Genomic DNA, 16,414 nt, shown 5'->3' with positions numbered 1-16,414 from the left:
ACGGTGGTCCTCGCGCGGCAGGTGACAGGAGACGACGGTGGACGAGAACCTTCTGCAGGTCAGGCGGGGTGACAGGTTCGCCTTCGGCCGCAACTGGAAGTCCTTCGTCGGGCTCGTCGACGAAGATCGCATCCGGCGCGCGGTCGACTCGCTGCGGGCGACCCTGGGCGTCGAGGACCTCGCCGGGCGCACCTTCCTCGACGTGGGGTGCGGCAGTGGCCTGTTCTCGCTCGCCGCGTACCGCCTCGGGGCACGCGTGCACTCCTTCGACTCCGACGCCGAGGCGGTGGAGTCCGCCGTACGGCTACGGCGCGCCTTCGCCCCCGAGGCCTCCGGGACGGTCGAGGGGGGAACGCCCCGGTCCTGCCTGACGGTCGAGCGGGAGGCGACCGGGGTTTCCCCGGCGGTCGAACGAGAGCCGGCCGGCGCCTCCGGGAACGTCGTGCGGGAATCGGCCGGCGCCTCCGGGAACGTCGTGCGGGAGCCGGCCGGTGCCTCCGGGAAGGTCGCGCGGGAATCGGCCGGTGCCTGCTGGACGATCGAGAAGGGGTCGATCCTGGACGGCGGCCGTCTCGCGCGGCTGGGGACCTTCGACGTGGTGTACGCCTGGGGGGTGCTGCACCACACCGGGCACATGTGGCGGGCCTTCGACGCCGCCGTCGGGCTCGTCGCCCCGGGCGGGCTGCTGTTCGTCTCGCTCTACAACGACCAGGGCGGGCAGAGCCGGGTCTGGACCGCCGTGAAACGGCGCTACAACCGGTCGGGGCCGGTGACCCGCGGCGCCCTGATCGCCGGGAGCGCGCTCTACGTCTACCGGGCCTGGCCCCTGCTCAGGATCGCGCGGCTGCTGCGTGGCGGGGCCGGTCCCGCGGACGTCCAGCCGCGGGGCATGTCGCGCCGGCACGACATGCTCGACTGGGTGGGCGGCTACCCGTTCGAGGTCTCCAGGCCCGAGCAGGTCCTCGCCCGCGCCCGCGCGCACGATCTCGGCCTCCTGGTCCTCAAGACGTGCGCGGGCGGGCTCGGCTGCAACGAGTACCTGCTCCGGCGGCCGGACACATCGGATCGACCGGCCGGTGGGCGGGAGCTTTCCGACCCGATGGTCACGCGGGCCCCCTCAGGGACGGCCGGCGCGCAGGAGCCCGTGGAGCCGTCGGACGATCTCTCCTACCTCGGCGGCACCCGGGATCAGCCGGCGCAGGGACACCCCGGCTGAGCGTGCGAACCAGCCTGCCTGGGCGGCGGCGAGCATCGTGTAGGCGACCGTGGACGCCAGGGCGCACCCCGTGACGCCCATCGGAGGGATCAGCAGGACGTTCAGGACGAGGTTCGCCAGCAGCGCGGCGCCGTACATCAGCGCGGCGGGGAACGGCAGGTCGAGGCGGAGCAGGTAGGCCGCGGCCGGGGCCGCCGTCGCCGCGGCCGCCACGCCCGGTGCGAGCACCAGCATCGGCACGACGCACCCCGCGAACGCCGGTCCGGTGGCGGCGACCACCAGGACCGGGCCCGCCAGGCAGAACAGGACGGCCGAGGAGACGGCCAGGACACCGGTGATCCGGATCGTCCGCGCCGTGTACGCCGCCGCCTCCTCCAGGCTCGACTCCATCTGCCGGGGGAGCGCGAGCTGGACCACCGTGCCGGTCATGGCCCGCAGGAGCTCGGCGGGCGTCACCGCCATGGAGTAGACGCCCACGGCGGCGGGCGTGCCCATGGCGTTCAGGACGAGGATGTCGAGCCGCAGCAGCAGGAAGTGGCAGACGTAACCCGGGTGGTGGCGCAGCCCGCACGAGAGCGTGCGGGCGGCCAGCCTCCGCCCGCGTGGCCGGCGCACCGGCAGGGACGGCAGCAACAGCAGCAGGTTCACCACGGCGGAGAGAGTCCAGACGATCACCACCCCCTCGACGGTGAGCCGGCCGGGAAGCGCCAGGGCCGCCAGGGCGGAGCACTGCACGGCCGCCCCGGCCAGCGAGCCCCGGTTGACGACCCCGGTGCGGGCGCGCAGGACGTGCACGTTGCCGACGTAGACGATCGCCGTCATGACGGGCACCGCGACCAGCCCCCACACCAGCGTGGGGCGGTCCGCGACGACCGTCACGGCGGTGCCGGGAGGCAGGACGGCCGCGAACGCGGTGACCGCGGCCACCGTGCCCACGGCGAGTCCCAGCCACGGCGCGTTCGCCGAGATCGACGGCCGGCGGCCCTCCCGCGTCCACAGGGCCGTCTGTGACCTCTCCACCGACAGGTTCCCGACAGCCGCCGCCGTGATCGCGACCGTGACGACCACCCAGTAGACACCGCGGTCCTCCGGTCCCAGTGCGCGGGCCACGACGACGCTGGTCAGTGCCCCGGCCACGGCGAGGGTCACGCGGGTCAGGAGCAGGTGGACCAGGCGGGCGGCGGTCGCGTCGCGACGTCGCGGCGCGGACGCGGGGAGCGGCGCGGACGCGGGGAGCGGCGGGGAGGACGACGTGGAAGGCGACGGGGCGCTCACGCGGGCGGGTGATCGGCGGACGGGCGGGCGGGCAGGTGGGTGCGGTGCCACAGTTCGAACTGCAGCAGGGCCCAGATGCGGTCGGAGTGGTCCCGGCCCGCGGCGTGCTCGGCGAGCAGGCGGGCGACGGCCCCCGGGTCGAAGATCCCCCGGCCGCGGGCGGTGGCGTCGGTCAGCAGGTCGTGCGCGAGAGGACGCAGCCCGGCCCTGAGCCAGGAGGCCAGCGGCACCCCGAACCCCATCTTCGGGCGCCGCAGCAGGTCCGCGGGCAGCCAGCCCGCGAGGGCGCGCTTGAGCAGGTACTTCGTCGTCCCGCCGCGGATCTTCAGCTCGCCGGGCAGGCCCGCGGCCCACTCCATCAGGACGTGGTCCAGGAAGGGGGAGCGCGCCTCGACCGAGCAGGCCATCGTGCTGAGGTCGGTCTTCACCAGCAGGTCGCCGGGCAGGTAGGTGTTGACGTCGACGTCCATGAACCGGGTGAGGTCGCAGCCGGCCGAGGACTCGGCGAAGGCCCGCTCGACGAGGGCGCCGCTGCGGACGCCCCCCACCCGGCCCCGCTGCCAGGGGGTGTAGATCCCCCACTTCTGTTCCCCGGTGAAGTAGGACATCAGCCGCGTGTACCTGTCGGCCGCCGGCAGCCCGGCCAGCTCCAGGCCCCAGCCCGCCTTGCGGAGCGCCGACCCCTGGCGCGACAGAACCTGCAGGCTCCTGCCCGCCGCCCCCAGCAGCGGCGACATCACCGGCGGCGTCCGCAGCCGGGCGGCCCGCCGCAGCATCAGGTAGCGGCGGTAGCCGCCGAAGGACTCGTCCCCGCCGTCCCCGGTGAGCGCCACCGTCACCTCCCGGCCGCTCATCCGGGCGACGAGCAGGCTGGGGATCGCCGAGGAGTCGGCGAACGGCTCGTCGAAGTGCCACGACAGGGCGGGGAACACCTCCAGCGGCGCGTCGGAGAGCGTCAGCTCCGAGTGGTCGGTGCCGTAGAGGGCGGCCACCCGCCGGGCGTGCTCGCGCTCGTCGAAGGCGGCGTGGTCGAAGCCGACGCAGAACGTGCGGACCGGCCGCGAGGACTGGCGTGCCATCGCCGCGACGACGGCGGAGGAGTCGACCCCTCCCGACAGGTAGGCGCCGATCGGGCGCTCCCCGGCCATCCGCAGCCGGGTCGCCTCCAGCAGCAGCTCGCGCAGCCGTTCCGCCTCCGCCTCCTCGTCGGCGGCGGCCACCGGGCGGGGGGTGGCGTCCAGCCGCCAGTAGCGGTCGACGCGGACGCGGCCCTCCTGCCACACCAGGGTCGAGCCCGGCGGGAGCTTGCCGATGCCCTGGACGATCGACCAGGGGGCGGGGACGTACTGGAACGTCAGGTAGTGGTGCAGGGCGACCGGGTCGACCTCGCCGCGCCACTCCGGGTCGGCGATCAGCGCCTTCAGCTCGGAGGCGAAGCGGAGCGAGCCGGACCGGACCCCCCAGTAGAGCGGCTTCTTGCCGACCCGGTCGCGCGCCAGCAGCAACCTGCGCCTGTGCCCGTCCCAGAGGGCGAAGGCGAACATGCCGCGCAGGCGGTGCACCAGGGCATCGCCGTGTTCCTCGTACAGGTGGACCAGGCACTCGGAGTCGCCGCTCGCGGCCAGGCGGTGCCCCTTGGCCAGCAGCTCGGCCCGGAGTTCGGCGAAGTTGTAGATCTCGCCGTTGAACACCGCGACGACGCGGCCGTCCTCGCTGCGGACGGGCTGGTCGCCGCCGGTCACGTCGACGACGGCCAGGCGGCGCGCGCCGAGCACGGCCGAGTGCTCCACGTGCAGGCCGTCGCCGTCGGGGCCGCGGTGCGCCATGGTCTCGCACATCGCCAGGACCGTCCCCGGGTCCACCCCGCCCGCGGAGACGGCGCCGGCTATCGCGCACATCGCTCCTCCAGCAGGCGCCCGTACAGCTCCAGGTGACGGTCGATCATGGAGTCCACGCGGAGGTTGTCCAGTGCCCAGGCGCGCGCGGCGCCGCCGAGGGAGGCTCCCAGGCGGGGGTCGTCCAGTACGCGCTCCAGGGCGTCGGCCAGCTCCCCGGGCCCTCGCGGGGGGACCAGCAGGCCGCGCCCGCGCAGCAGCTCGCAGGTCCCGCCCACCGCGGTGGCGACGATCGGCCTGCCCGCCGCCATCGCCTCCATGACCGCGTTGCTCATCCCCTCGTGGAGGGAGGGCAGCACCACCACCGAGGCCCGGTGCAGCAGGGCCTCGACGTCCCGGCGAAGGCCCAGCAGGCGCAGGTCCACCCCCAGGGCCGCCGCCTGCGGCACCAGGACGTCGCGCTCGGGACCCTCGCCCGCGAGCACCAGCGTGCACGGCCTGCCCCGGGCGGCCAGCAGCGCCACGGCCTCGACGAGGAAGCGGTGTCCCTTGTACGTCATCAGGTTGGCCACGCAGCACACGACCGGCAGGTCGGTGCTGATCGACGCGGGCGCGGCGGGCATGAAGGCCGACTCGGGCAGGCCGTTGTAGATCACACTGATCTTCTCCCTGGCGAGGCCCTCCACTTTCCTGGCGTCCTCCGCCACGGCCACGGCGTTGGCCACCACGTGCCGTGTCAGCCGGGCGGCGAGGCGTTCCAGGGGGCGGCTGCCGTACCGGAGCCGTTTGAAGACGCTCAGGCTGCGCCGTCCCGCCACGATGACGGGGACCCTGGCGAGCCAGGCGAGCGGCGCGCCGATCACGTAGGCGTGGTAGAGGAAGGCGTGCAGCACGTCCGGCCTGAGCCTCCGCACGGTCCTGACGAGGCGCGCCGCCGCGAGCAGGTTGTGCGGAAGGGCGGTGATCCCCGCCGACAGGGCCGTGAACCCGGCGTTGTGCACGGAGATGCCGGCGCGTTCGAGCGCGTCGCCGTAGAGCCCCCCGGAGTGCAGCGTCACCACGTCGACCTCCACCCCGCTGCGGGCCAGGCCGGTGGCCAGGAGATGGATCTGTTTCTCGGTGCCGCCGACCCGTAGCTGGCCGGTCAGCAGCACGACGCGACGAAGCCCTCCGGTCGGTGCCTTCCTGGACGAGACCAGCTCATGACCACTCTTCACGTCCGCGAGCTTACTTTCGGTGACCGTCGCGGTCGTTCAGGAGATCGGCGGGGCCGTTGAGCGTGTCGCGAGCCCCGGACCGCGCGGGAGGCGTCAGGCGCGCGGCCCCGGGGCGCGGCGGAAGGCGAAGGGCTGGCTCTCCCTGCCGGGGATCACGAACCAGCACTCGCCGGTGTCCTCGCTGTCGAGCAGCCGCATGAACGTCTCCACGACGTCCGCGACCTCCAGGACGGGGAAGCCGAGTCGTTCCAGCACGGCCTTGCCCTCGCCGAGGATCGCGGTGTCGGCGAAGGAGGGGCAGAGCGCCTGCACCCTGATCCCCCGCGACTGGAGGTCCTGGCCGAGCGTGCGGACCAGGCCGACGACCGCGTGCTTGTTGGCGGCGTAGATCGGGTCGGACGGGATGCCGACGATGCCGGCCATGCTGGCGGTGGCCACGATCGTGCCGCCGCCCGCCGCGAGCAGCGCGGGCAGGGCGGCGTGCACCCCGAACACGACGCCGTCGAGGTTGACGCCCATCGCCAGGCGGTAGCGCCGGAGGTCGAAGTCCTCGCCCAGCCCGCAGCCGGAGGAGATGCCCGCGTTGAGGAAGGCGAGGTCGAGCCTGCCGTACCGCTCGACCGCGATCGCCACCGCCGCCTCGTTGTCCTCCATGCGCGAGACGTCGCAGTGGACGTACGTCGCGTCCAGTTCGCCGGCGAGCCTCTCGCCGGCGTCGTCGTCGATGTCGGCGAGGACGAGGCGGGCCCCGCCGGAGGCGAGCCGCCGGGCCACGCCCGCGCCGATGCCGTTGCTCCCGCCGGTGACGAGGGCGACCTTCCCCTCCAGGTCGTCGCCGCGGACCACGTTGGACGCCTGGATCGGGGGCAGCGGGACCAGTCCGCTGAGCAGCCCGCCGCCCGTGACTCCGCCGCTTTCGCCGTCGCCGGTTCCCATGCTCGTCTCCTGCGTGCTCACAGCGGCAGCCCTCCGGTGGCGGCGTTGGTGGATCCCGTGCTCCGGTACGCCGCGATCGTACGCTCGGCGATGCGCATCTGGTGGATCTCGTCGGCACCGTCCGCGAAGCGGGCCCAGCGGGCGTGCTGGAGCATGTTCGCCAGCGGGGTGTCGGTCGAGTAGCCGAGCGCGCCGTGCACCTGGATCGCGCGGTCGACGATCCGGTTGAGGCTGTTGGCCACGAAGTGCTTGGCCATCGAGACCTCGGTACGGAAGTCCTCACCCTTGTCGATCTTCGAGGCGGCGTGCAGGACCATGAGCTTGCACTGGTAGAGCTCCATGGCCGAGTCGGCGATGAGCCACTGGATGCCCTGCTTCTCGGCCAGCAGCGATCCGTGGCTGTAGCGGTTGAGCGCGCGGTCGACCATCATGTCGAGCGCGGTCTCGGCCTGGGAGATCCAGCGCATGCAGTGCGCCAGCCGCGCCGGGCCGAGCCGGTACTGGCCGAGCCGGTGGCCGTTGCCGCGCCCGCCGAGGATCTGGTCGTCGTGCACCCGCAGGTCGGTGATGACGATCTCGCTGTGCCCGGTGGAGCCGTGCATCGTCTCGACCTCGCGGACGTCGTTCCAGCCCTCCTGCGGCAGGTCGACGAGGAAGGCGGTGTTGCCGCCGCGCGAGCCCTCGGGCACGTCGAGCTCGGTCTTGGCGATGAGGATGGCGAAGCTCGCGCGGCGGGCGTTGGAGATGAACCACTTGTGGCCGTTGATCACCCACTCGTCGCCGTCCTGGACGGCGTGGGTGCGGATGAGCGTGGGGTCCGACCCGGCCACCTCGGGCTCGGTCATCGCGAAACACGACATCGCGTGGCCCTTGAGCAGCGGCCTGAGGTACCTCTCCTTCTGCTCGTCGGTGCCCCAGTGCAGCAGCGTGTGCATGTTGCCCTCGTCGGGCGCCGAGCAGTTGAGGACCCACGGCCCCAGCCGGGTCTTGGCCGCCTCCGACTGCACCATGGCGAGCTCGACGTGCCCGAGGCCCATCCCGCCCCACTCCACGGGCATGTGCGGCAGCCACAGTCCCTCGGCCTTCGCCTTGGCGCGCAGGTCGAAGATGACGCGGAGGTACTCGTCGCGGCCGCCCCCCTTGTCCACGTCGAGACCCTCGACGGCCGGGATGACGGTCTCCTGGACGAAGGTCCGCACGCGGCGGCGGATCTCCTCGTGCTCGGGTGCGAGGGTGAAGTCGATGGCCATGCTCTCCCCTTGACCGGTTACCGCTTCCGTGACGTGTCGGCGGGTCGCGCGAGGTCACCGGGAGTCACCGGGAATCACCGTCGTCCCGCCGATCGCCTCTATCCTGTGCCGTGTGCCACCGGCTTTGAGGCGGCTGCTCGACGATTTGAGACGCGTGCATTATTACCATAGTCATCGGCACATCCACCGGCAAGGCAGGAGTTCCCATGCCCCCTAACCCGGAGGCCACCGGCAGGCGCCTGGTGGCGGCGGCCGAGCTGCTCTTCGCCGAGCGGGGGATCGACGGCGTGTCGCTGCGCGAGATCAACGCCGCAGCCGGTCAGCGGAACTCGACCGCGCTCCAGTACCACTTCGGCGACCGCGCCGGGCTGCTCGGCGCGGTGCTGGCCAAGCACCACCCCGAGATCGAGGCCCGCCGCCACCAGCTCCTCGACGAGTACGAGTCCCGGGACGCGCCGCCCGGCGCCGAGGCCCGCCGGTCCCTCGCCGGTGCGCTGGTGCGGCCGATGGCCGCGAAACTGGCCGACCCCGACGGTGGGCGCGCCTACCTGAGGATCATGGAGCAGCTCGTGCACCGCGCCGGCCGGCCCGCCCTGCGGAGCGGGCAGGACGATCCCGGGCAGAGCATCAACCGGTGGCGCGAGCTGGTGGCCCCGCTCCTGCCCGAGGTCGCCGTCACCCGGCTGCACCAGCGCTTCATGGCCATCCGGGTGACGTACGTGGAGCTCGCCCGGCGCGCCGCCGGGCCGGAGGGCAGGGACGACCGGCTCTTCACCAGCCACCTGGTCGACGTCGTCTCGGCCGTACTGGCCACCGAGGTCTCCTCGGAGACCGCGCGGCTGCTCGGCGAACGCGACGGCCGCCCGGCCGGCGACGGCCCGGCGTCCCCGTGAGCCCCGCCCGGCGTCTCCTCGCGACCCTCTCCGGCGGATCCCGATCACGCCGTACGGGCGCGCCGTATAGGTGAGAATCACCGACGCGAACGATCGGCCCTCGCTGCGAGTGTCATGTCATGAGCGGCGCACGCGTCACCGGGGCCGGCGGGAAGTCGTCAGGGGTCCTGGTCGCTGCCGCCGCCGAGCACCACGCGATCCAGCCCGCGGACGCGGCGGGAGACGAACCCGTCTCGTCCGCGCCCCCGTGCGACACCCCGACGAACCGAGGAGCCCATCGTGATCTTTCATGTGAACCGCCTGACGTTCCGGCCCGAGGTCGATGACCGGCAACGCGCGGAGGCGCTCGACCGGCTGCGCCTGCAGGGTTCGGAGATCGACGCCGTGACGTCCTGGGTGGTGGGCCCCGACATCGGCGGGGACTACGAGTGGGGCGCCGTGTTCGCGGTCGAGGACCTCGACGGCTACTGGGAGTACCTCATGCACCCGGTGCACTTCGCGAGCGAGAAGGCGGGCCTTCCGCTGGTCGACCGTTTCGTGTCCTTCGACATCAGCGACGACGGCGACCCCGAGATCGGCGCGCGGATCGCCGAGCTTCACGAGCGCAGCTACCGGGAGAACCCCGAGATCGCGAAGCTGGTGGGCGATGTGCCGTCGTTCGCCGCCGGCGCGGTCCCCGAGGACGAGCCGCGATCCTGACAGGGACGTCCCCGCGGCCGCTTCGGCGCACCTGGGCCACCAGGTGCGCGTCGCGGCCGGGCGGCGGATGATCAGACGCGCGCGTGGGCGTCCTGGTAGGCGCCCCCCGCCGAGTAGGTGACCAGTGTGGTCAGCACCTCCTTGACCGACTCGCGACGGCGCACGTCGCACAGGACGATCGGGGCCACACCGTCCAGCCCCAGGGCCCGCCGGATCTTGATCGGGTCGTGCCGCCGCGCGCCGTCGAAGCAGTTGACCGCCACGACGAACGGCAGGCCGCGCTGCTCGAAGTAGTCCACCGCGGGAAAGCAGTCCTGCAGGCGCCGGGTGTCGGCGAGCACGACCGCGCCGAGCGCGCCCACGGAGAGCTCGTCCCACATGAACCAGAACCTGTCCTGGCCCGGGGTGCCGAACAGGTAGAGCCAGAGCCCGTCGCGGATGGTGATCCGCCCGAAGTCCAGCGCCACGGTGGTGGTGATCTTCGATTCCACGCCCGAGAGGTCGTCCACGCCGACGCCGCGCTCGCTCAGCAGCTCCTCGGTGTGCAGCGGCCTGATCTCGCTGATCGTGCCCACCATGGTCGTCTTGCCGACACCGAAACCACCGGCCACAAGGATCTTGATGGCCATCGCCGGAGTGTCGTCCGGGCTCGCGCCCGGCTCAGAGGCCGCGTATTCCATGCAGCACTTCCCTGTAGATACGTTCGTCGATCGTCTTCCCGACCGGGCGGGGCCGGTCGATGGTGACCAGGCCCTCTCGCCGCAGCTCGCTGAGGATGACGCGGGTGATGTTGAGCGGTAGCCGGAGGTTCACGGCCACGTCGGCCACCGGGGTGGGGCGGCGGCACGAGGTCAGCACGTCGAGGTGCTCGGGCATCAGCCCGACCGGTTCCGACGGCATGTCGACCGTCGTGACGATGGCCACCACGTCGAAACTCTCCCCCACCGGGCGGGCCCTGCCCCCGGTCACCCCGAACAGCCTGATGAGGGGCCCCGGATCCTCTCCCGTCACGACCTCGCACCATTCCAGGCGGGCGCCGGCGCGGCCCCTCTCGGCTGCGCGGACAGATGCTCGCCGACGCGCTTGACCATCAGCGCCATCTCGTACGTCACCATGCCCAGCTCGGCGTCCCCCGCGGCGAGCACGGCCAGTCTGGCCCCCTGCCCGGCCGCGGTGACGAACAGGAAGCCGCTCTCCATCTCGATGATGGTCTGCCGTACGCCGCCGAGGCCGAAGTGGCGGCCCGCGCCCAGCGCCAGGCTGTGGCTCCCCGCGGAGATCGCCGACAGGTGCTCGGCGTCCTCGCGGGTCAGGTCCCGGGAGCCGCCCATCGCCAGTCCGTCGGAGGACAGCACGATGGCGTGCCGGACGCCGGGGACACGGTGGGTCAGGTCGTCGAGCAGCCAGCTCAGTTCAGATCTGGGGTCGGGCATCGGGGTGACTCTCCTTTCGGTTCCACACGTCCTGGTCCTGCTCGGTCCGGCTGCGGCCCTGCTGCCAGCCTCGTTGCATGGACGACATGAGGTTCGAGAGTTCCTCGGGGGTTCGCGTGGACACCTCACGCTGCCCCGAGGAACGTGCCTGGCGAAGCTGGGGCGCCAGGTTGGCCTGCCGTACGCGCACCGGGAGCCCGTCCAGGTCGTCGTCGGCGTCCGGGACGGCGACCGCCCGCCGGGTGGGCAGTACCGGGGGCTGCTCCTGCCGCTCCTGGGCGGGGAACCAGTCCGTCGAGGGCTCGAGAACCGGCTGCCACTCCGTGGCGTCCTGCGGAACCGGCTGCCACTCCGTCGCGGGCGCCGGGCGATCGGGGACCGGCTGCCACTCCGTCGAAGGGTCGGGCACCGGCTGCCAGTCCGCCGAGGGCTCGGGGACCGCCTGCCACTCCTTCGAGGGATCGGGCACCGGCTGCCACTCCGGCGCGCCGGGAAGCGCCCTGGGCGCCGGGGCGGACGACACGCCCTGCGTGCGCTTCTGCCCGGCCGCGTGGGCGCCGCCCTGACGGGAGCGCTGCGGGACCTCGAAGACCGGCACCTCCTCCACGGCGAGCAGGGCCGGCGGCAGCAGCACGATCGCGGTGGTCCCGTCGTAGGGCGAGGGCCGCAGCACGACCTTGATGCCGTGCCGGGCGGCGAGCCTGGACACGACGAACAGGCCGAGCCGGTCGCTGTCGGCCAGGTCGAACTCCGGCGGCTCGGCGAGCTTGGCGTTGAGCTCGTCCAGCGTCGCCCGGTTGAGCCCCAGGCCCCGGTCCTCGATCTCCAGCGCGAAGCCCTTGGCCGCCGACATGCTCCGGACGTTGACCACCGTGTTCGGCGGCGAGAAGACGGTGGCGTTCTCCACCAGTTCGGCGATCAGGTGGATCAGGTCGGTGACCACGCCGCCCACCAGCATCGGGGCGTGCGGCATGGGCATGACGGTGACGCGGGTGTAGTCCTCGACCTCCAGCACGGCGCTGCGCACCACGTCGAAGATCGGCACCGGGTCCCGCCACCTGCGGGCGGGCGCCGCGTCGGACAGGATGATCAGGTTCTCCGCGTGCCGCCGCATGCGGGTGGTGAGGTGGTCGAGCTTGAAGAGGTCCTCCAGGATCTCCGGCTCCTCGACGCGGCGCTCCATCGCGTCCAGGAGGTTGAGCTGGCGGTGCAGCAGCGCCTGGTTGCGCCAGGCGAGGTTGAGGAAGACCTGGCCGACGCCCTTGCGGAGCGTCGCCTGCCCGACCGCGGCCTCCACGGCGGTACGCCGCACGCTGGAGAACGCCCGCACGACCCTGTCCACCTCGGCGGTGTCCGCCGGGGCCAGTTCGGGGGCCTCGCTCGCCGGGTCGACGTCGTCCCCCCTGCGCAGCCGCTCGACCAGCTTCGGCAGCCGTTCCTCGGCCAATTCCACGGCCGAGTCCTGCAGCCGCCTCAGCTCGGCGATCATCGATCGGCCGAACCGGTAGGAGATCAGGATCGAGGCGACGATGGCGAGCAGGCCCACGCCGACGACCACGGCGATGCGGAGGATGGCGTCGCGCTTGAGTCCCTCACCCATGGCGGCGGCCCTGACCAGCTCCTCCTTGGTCTGCCGGGCGATGGTGTCCAGGACCGTCTGGGAGTCGCGCTTCCAGGAGGCGGCGTCCAGCGGCGGCCTGCCCTTCAGGTCCCACGCGAAGATCGTGTTCTCCGCCGCCTGGAGCCGCTGGTGGGGCGCGTCCCCCGCGACCTGCTGGTAGCGCGCCGACAGCTCGGGGCTCATGTCCCGGTCCGCGTTGGTCTGGAAGTTCCTGCGGGTGGTCATCGCCGCGACGAAGGCGGCGTGCTCGGCCTGCGTCATCTCGCCGCGCTTCAGCACGGGGGCGAGGATGGACTGCTCCCGGCCCAGGTACTCGGCGGAGTTGGTGTAGGCGCCCACGCCGCGGACCGTACGGAAGGACGCGACGTCGGGGAGCGTCGTCGGGGAGCCGAACTGCCGGGTGGCGGCGAAGATGGACGCGTTGTAGGCGTCGGTGAGCTGGATCGCGCTCATCGAGTCGTTGTCCGCGGAGACCCGCAGCGCGTCCAGGCCGTCCATGGCCGACTCCAGGGCCCGCACGTCGGCGAGGGTGTTGCCGGGCTGGCTGGCCGCGGAGGACGCGATCACCTCGCGGACCACCTCCACCTTGCCGTCGGTCGCCCTGCGCTGGTCGGCCAGCGCCTTGTCCTGCGCCGTACGGCCGACCGCCTCGGCGGTGAGCCTGCGCTCACGCTGGAGCTCGGTGGCCAGATCCCGGGTCGGCGCTCCGATCGCCCCCCAGCGGTTCAGCGTCTGGGAGAGGGCGCTGACCTCCGCGACGGTCGAGACGGCCATGTACGACCACAGGGCGACCAGCGCGAGGATCGGCACGACGAGGATCTTGAGAATCTTGGAGCGGATCGGCGGGGGGGAACTCATTCGACCTGTCCAATCCGCGGTTCTTCACGAGGCCCGCGGTGGCGGGGACGAAACCCCACGGTCGCACGCCGTAACCGGTACGTAAGTGATTCGACACACTATGCCCATGGGACAGATCTAGCTTCAAGCCACAGGAGCGAAGTTTAAGTATCAATGTTCATGTCGGGTCAGGTGGGGTATTCCCGTCGAAAACGGCCCCTGAGAGGATTACGGCTGTTCATCCCGGACGTCACCTTCGCCGGGAGACGGCGCGTCCTGGCGGACCCCGTCCTCGGCGGGTCCCGCTCCCGCCGTCCGCCCCGTCGTCGCGGCCGGGCCGCCCGTCACCCTCCGCTCCCGTCCCCCTTCCGGACTCTCGTCACCGTCCGCTCCGGTTCGGTGGCCGGGCCTCCCGCGTCGTCACCGTTCCGGCGTCACGACCGGGTCCCCGCGTCGTCACCGCCCTGGCGTCACCGCCGGGTCCCGGACGCCGCCCGCCCCGGCTCCCCGGGCGGTGCCGGGGAGCCGGGGCGGGCGGACCGAGGATCAAGGGGACAGGGGATCAACCGCGCGCCGCGTCCAGCACCCGCTGCGCGTCGCGCTCGTAGAAGCCGCGCGCGAACAGCGTGATCAGGCCGCCCACGACCATCGGCACGATCAGCGCGTACATGGCGACGACCAGGCTGCCCGCGTTGTCGGAGACGATGCCGACGATCAGCGGGCCGAAGGCGACGCCCCCGGTGAGGAAGAGCTGCAGGACGGCGAAGCCGAGCCCCCGGGAGTCGGCGGGGACCACGTCGGCCAGGGAGGCGGTCAGGTTGGGGATGGCCATCGACGTCAGCACGCTGGCGACGACCAGCACCACGCTGAACAGGGGGATGGAGTTCATCGTGAGCGCGACGGCCAGGGCGGTCGAGCCCAGCGCGATGCCCCCGCCGCCCGCCAGGAGCCTGCCTCCCTTGCGGGTGCCGTGCCAGACCCCGCCGATCCACGAGCCGATCACGGTCCCGCCGACGACGCCGATGATGGTGATGATGCCGCTCAGCGAGCCCGCGGCGGCGATGCCGATGCCGAAGTTGCGTACCAGCAGCGAGGGAAGCCAGTAGAAGACCCCGCCCAGGCCCAGGCTGACCAGCATCAGGCCGATACAGACCACGAGCAGGGTGCGGATGGCCATGACCTCGCGGAGCTGGCGGCCGAACGGCGGCCTGACGCCCTCGGGGCCGCCGACGGCCCCCAGGTCGGAGCTGCCGGCGCCGATACCGGCACCGCCCGCGACGTCGAGGGCGGGCTCGGCGCCGATGCTCCCCGGAACGCCGGAAGCGGCTCCGGCGCCCCCCTCGGCCACCAGCCGGTCGAGGTGTCCCCTGACGGGCTCGCGGAGCCGCCAGACGAGGAGGGCCGTGAGCACGCCCGGTACGACCATGATCAGGAAGGCGCTGCGCCAGCCGAACGACCCCGCGAGCACGCCCCCGAGCAGCGTGCCGAGGCCGCCGAGGTAGGCGGTGATACGGGTCCAGCCGTAGGCCTGGGCGCGGGAGACCGGGGGGTAGTAGTCGGCCAGCAGGCTGCCGGCCGCCGGGTTGTCGATGCTCTCCGCGGCGGCGAGGAAGACGCGCATCGTGTAGAAGAGCGCGAAGCTGGTGGCCAGGCCCGAGCCGAGTGTGGCCAGCGCCCAGCAGAAGACGACGATCGCGATGATCCGGGTGCGGTTGCGCCGGTCGGCGAAGTATCCGGCGGGGAGCGCGACGACGGCGGCGGCCAGGGCGGAGGCGGTGGGGATGGAGCCGGCGACGGTGTCGCTGAAGCCCCACTCGGCCTGGATGAGAGGAAGGACACCGGAGAGCAGGTTGTGTTCGATCCGGTCGACGAGCCCGACGATGAAGAGCACGACGAAGGGCGCCCAGCCGTAGGGAGCACGGGAGGTCGGGTCGATCTCTCCGTTGCGGGGCGCTCCGAATTTCAGGCGTGGGGTGGTGGGCGTGTCGACCATGCGCCGGCCTTCCTGTAGCCAAAATCTAGAATCCGCTTCTAGAGCTTTGTTAGGGAGGGTGGCACAAATCACAGCAGGCGTAAATGGTCCGCACATCACATCGCATGGTCAGGTGCGGTACGGCCCGGGAACCGGGTCCCCCGATCGCCTCTTCTCACGGGCGACCGGGGTCGAGCCTCACAGGTCGTCCCCATCCCCGGCAAGCCCGAAAGTCAAACCCGGGGCGTCGGGACCGGAGCGGGCTCAGGCGGCGGGAGCCCGGCGGCCGAGCACGGAGTGGATCTCGAACGACGGGGCGCTGAACCCCGGGGTCGCCATGACCTCGCGGGCCTCGCGGAGCAGCCCGAGAGGTATCCCGGCCTCCAGCAGGCGGTCCTGGAGATGGTGACTGTTGCTGATCATGAGGTCCAGCCCCGCGGAGCCCGGCTCCCACACCTCGGTCCAGCGCACCGGGTCGACGTCGACCAGGCCGGCCCCGGTCATCTCCGCGGCGACCCTGGCGCCCCAGGTCGGGTCGCTCCCGGCGTCGCCCAGGACACGGGCCATCGCCCTGACGTAGGCGCCGTAGGCCTCCGCCGCACGACCGCCGGAGACGGGAGGCGCCGCCCACCGGGTGATGTCGATCTCGTCGAGTTGCAGGAAGCCCCCGGGGCGCAGCGCGGCGCACAGGCGTCGCAGGACCCGGTCGCGCCGGGGCAGGTGGCTGAGCACGAGACGGGCGTGGATCAGGTCGAACGCGTCCGCGGGCAGCGGGTCGGCGACGACGTCGTGGCGGACGACGGTCAGCCCGTCCCTGAAGGGGATCAGCCCGGGCTTGATGTCGGTCGCCAGCACGTGCCCGTGCGGCGCCACCCGTTCGGCCAGCCAGAGCGCCACGCTGCCCCCGCCCGCCCCCACCTCCAGGCAGTTCCACCCGGCCCCGACGCCGGTCAGCGCCAGGCGCTCGAAGGTGAGCGGGTCGAGCAGCCGGGCCAGGTGACGGTGCTGGTCGCCGGAGTGGTCCCCGTCGTTGTCGAACACGTAGGCGGACGGAACGGCGGGCCCACCGGCCGGCACGCGGGCGGACGGGCCGGCGGGTGCGCCGGCGGGCACGTCTGCGGACACGGTCACGGCGTTCTTGCCGGTCATCGACCCCTCCAAGGGTGTGAGCTCGACCGCATGGTAGGCGAGCCGACACGGAAGGTGACAGGGAATGTCCGCACCCGGACA

The 16,414-nt window shown here is 72.6% G+C and carries 14 protein-coding genes; 3 read left to right on the top strand and 11 right to left on the bottom strand.

Features of this window, described 5'->3' with window-relative positions; genetic code table 11:
• The first annotated feature begins 37 nt into the window (after window positions 1–37).
• On the top strand, window positions 38–1,216 hold the full coding sequence (locus ACLQ2R_RS29420) for a class I SAM-dependent methyltransferase (protein WP_425964089.1): 1,179 nt from the start codon (window positions 38–40) through the stop codon (window positions 1,214–1,216).
• Here ACLQ2R_RS29420 and ACLQ2R_RS29415 read toward each other — a convergent pair.
• The 5 genes from ACLQ2R_RS29415 to ACLQ2R_RS29395 form a co-directional block, all read right to left on the bottom strand.
• Window positions 1,118–2,491, bottom strand: coding sequence for a lipopolysaccharide biosynthesis protein (locus ACLQ2R_RS29415; RefSeq protein WP_425964088.1), 1,374 nt, complete (start codon window positions 2,489–2,491; stop codon window positions 1,118–1,120). The two genes, ACLQ2R_RS29420 and ACLQ2R_RS29415, sit on opposite strands and share 99 nt — an antisense overlap.
• On the bottom strand, window positions 2,488–4,389 hold the full coding sequence (gene asnB, locus ACLQ2R_RS29410; RefSeq protein WP_425964087.1) for an asparagine synthase (glutamine-hydrolyzing): 1,902 nt from the start codon (window positions 4,387–4,389) through the stop codon (window positions 2,488–2,490). The genes ACLQ2R_RS29415 and asnB overlap by 4 nt, the downstream gene beginning before the upstream one ends.
• The gene (locus ACLQ2R_RS29405) at window positions 4,377–5,543 is read right to left on the bottom strand and encodes a glycosyltransferase (protein ID WP_425964086.1); all 1,167 of its coding nucleotides are present in this window, start codon (window positions 5,541–5,543) and stop codon (window positions 4,377–4,379) included. Before ACLQ2R_RS29405 ends, asnB begins: the two co-directional genes overlap by 13 nt.
• 93 nt (window positions 5,544–5,636) lie before the next feature.
• Complete coding sequence (locus tag ACLQ2R_RS29400; RefSeq protein WP_425964085.1) at window positions 5,637–6,479, bottom strand: SDR family NAD(P)-dependent oxidoreductase; 843 nt, start codon at window positions 6,477–6,479, stop codon at window positions 5,637–5,639.
• 17 nt (window positions 6,480–6,496) lie between these two features.
• A complete protein-coding gene (locus ACLQ2R_RS29395; RefSeq protein WP_425964084.1) occupies window positions 6,497–7,729 on the bottom strand; it encodes an acyl-CoA dehydrogenase family protein in 1,233 nt (410 codons plus the stop codon).
• A 206-nt stretch (window positions 7,730–7,935) separates the two neighbouring features.
• On the opposite strand from ACLQ2R_RS29395, the gene ACLQ2R_RS29390 reads away from it, so the two are divergent.
• Together ACLQ2R_RS29390 and ACLQ2R_RS29385 are read left to right on the top strand one after the other, a co-directional pair.
• The gene (locus ACLQ2R_RS29390) at window positions 7,936–8,622 is read left to right on the top strand and encodes a TetR/AcrR family transcriptional regulator (protein WP_425964083.1); all 687 of its coding nucleotides are present in this window, start codon (window positions 7,936–7,938) and stop codon (window positions 8,620–8,622) included.
• A gap of 279 nt (window positions 8,623–8,901) precedes the next feature.
• Window positions 8,902–9,321 (top strand): Dabb family protein, encoded by a 420-nt coding sequence (locus ACLQ2R_RS29385; protein ID WP_425964082.1) that lies wholly within the window; start codon window positions 8,902–8,904, stop codon window positions 9,319–9,321.
• A 71-nt stretch (window positions 9,322–9,392) separates the two neighbouring features.
• Here the strand turns inward: ACLQ2R_RS29385 and ACLQ2R_RS29380 are convergent, their stop codons facing one another.
• From ACLQ2R_RS29380 to ACLQ2R_RS29355, 6 genes are all read right to left on the bottom strand, one after another.
• Window positions 9,393–10,001 carry a GTP-binding protein gene (locus tag ACLQ2R_RS29380; RefSeq protein WP_425964081.1) on the bottom strand — a complete coding sequence of 203 codons (609 nt, stop codon included), beginning with the start codon at window positions 9,999–10,001 and terminating at the stop codon, window positions 9,393–9,395.
• Window positions 9,982–10,332 carry a DUF742 domain-containing protein gene (locus ACLQ2R_RS29375; RefSeq protein ID WP_425964080.1) on the bottom strand — a complete coding sequence of 117 codons (351 nt, stop codon included), beginning with the start codon at window positions 10,330–10,332 and terminating at the stop codon, window positions 9,982–9,984. Before ACLQ2R_RS29375 ends, ACLQ2R_RS29380 begins: the two co-directional genes overlap by 20 nt.
• Complete coding sequence (locus ACLQ2R_RS29370) at window positions 10,329–10,754, bottom strand: roadblock/LC7 domain-containing protein (protein WP_425964078.1); 426 nt, start codon at window positions 10,752–10,754, stop codon at window positions 10,329–10,331. The genes ACLQ2R_RS29375 and ACLQ2R_RS29370 overlap by 4 nt, the downstream gene beginning before the upstream one ends.
• Window positions 10,735–13,233 (bottom strand): sensor histidine kinase, encoded by a 2,499-nt coding sequence (locus tag ACLQ2R_RS29365; RefSeq protein ID WP_425964077.1) that lies wholly within the window; start codon window positions 13,231–13,233, stop codon window positions 10,735–10,737. Before ACLQ2R_RS29365 ends, ACLQ2R_RS29370 begins: the two co-directional genes overlap by 20 nt.
• 541 nt (window positions 13,234–13,774) lie before the next feature.
• On the bottom strand, window positions 13,775–15,205 hold the full coding sequence (locus tag ACLQ2R_RS29360; RefSeq protein ID WP_425964075.1) for an MFS transporter: 1,431 nt from the start codon (window positions 15,203–15,205) through the stop codon (window positions 13,775–13,777).
• Window positions 15,206–15,448: 243 nt separating this feature from the next.
• On the bottom strand, window positions 15,449–16,333 hold the full coding sequence (locus ACLQ2R_RS29355; protein ID WP_425964074.1) for a class I SAM-dependent methyltransferase: 885 nt from the start codon (window positions 16,331–16,333) through the stop codon (window positions 15,449–15,451).
• Window positions 16,334–16,414 lie beyond the last annotated feature (81 nt).

Origin of the sequence: Streptosporangium sp. DT93, assembly GCF_049844535.1 — a bacterium.
Taxonomy (GTDB): domain Bacteria; phylum Actinomycetota; class Actinomycetes; order Streptosporangiales; family Streptosporangiaceae; genus Streptosporangium.
This window is presented reverse-complemented; position numbering and strand designations above follow the sequence as displayed.

Coding starts and splice junctions, on each gene's coding strand:
- asnB (WP_425964087.1), bottom strand. CDS start 4,389: ATGTGCGCGATAGCCGGCGCCGTCTCCGCGGGCGGGGTGGACCCGGGG.
- ACLQ2R_RS29360 (WP_425964075.1), bottom strand. CDS start 15,205: ATGGTCGACACGCCCACCACCCCACGCCTGAAATTCGGAGCGCCCCGC.
- ACLQ2R_RS29400 (WP_425964085.1), bottom strand. CDS start 6,479: ATGGGAACCGGCGACGGCGAAAGCGGCGGAGTCACGGGCGGCGGGCTG.
- ACLQ2R_RS29370 (WP_425964078.1), bottom strand. CDS start 10,754: ATGCCCGACCCCAGATCTGAACTGAGCTGGCTGCTCGACGACCTGACC.
- ACLQ2R_RS29395 (WP_425964084.1), bottom strand. CDS start 7,729: ATGGCCATCGACTTCACCCTCGCACCCGAGCACGAGGAGATCCGCCGC.
- ACLQ2R_RS29390 (WP_425964083.1), top strand. CDS start 7,936: ATGCCCCCTAACCCGGAGGCCACCGGCAGGCGCCTGGTGGCGGCGGCC.
- ACLQ2R_RS29365 (WP_425964077.1), bottom strand. CDS start 13,233: ATGAGTTCCCCCCCGCCGATCCGCTCCAAGATTCTCAAGATCCTCGTC.
- ACLQ2R_RS29380 (WP_425964081.1), bottom strand. CDS start 10,001: ATGGAATACGCGGCCTCTGAGCCGGGCGCGAGCCCGGACGACACTCCG.
- ACLQ2R_RS29355 (WP_425964074.1), bottom strand. CDS start 16,333: ATGACCGGCAAGAACGCCGTGACCGTGTCCGCAGACGTGCCCGCCGGC.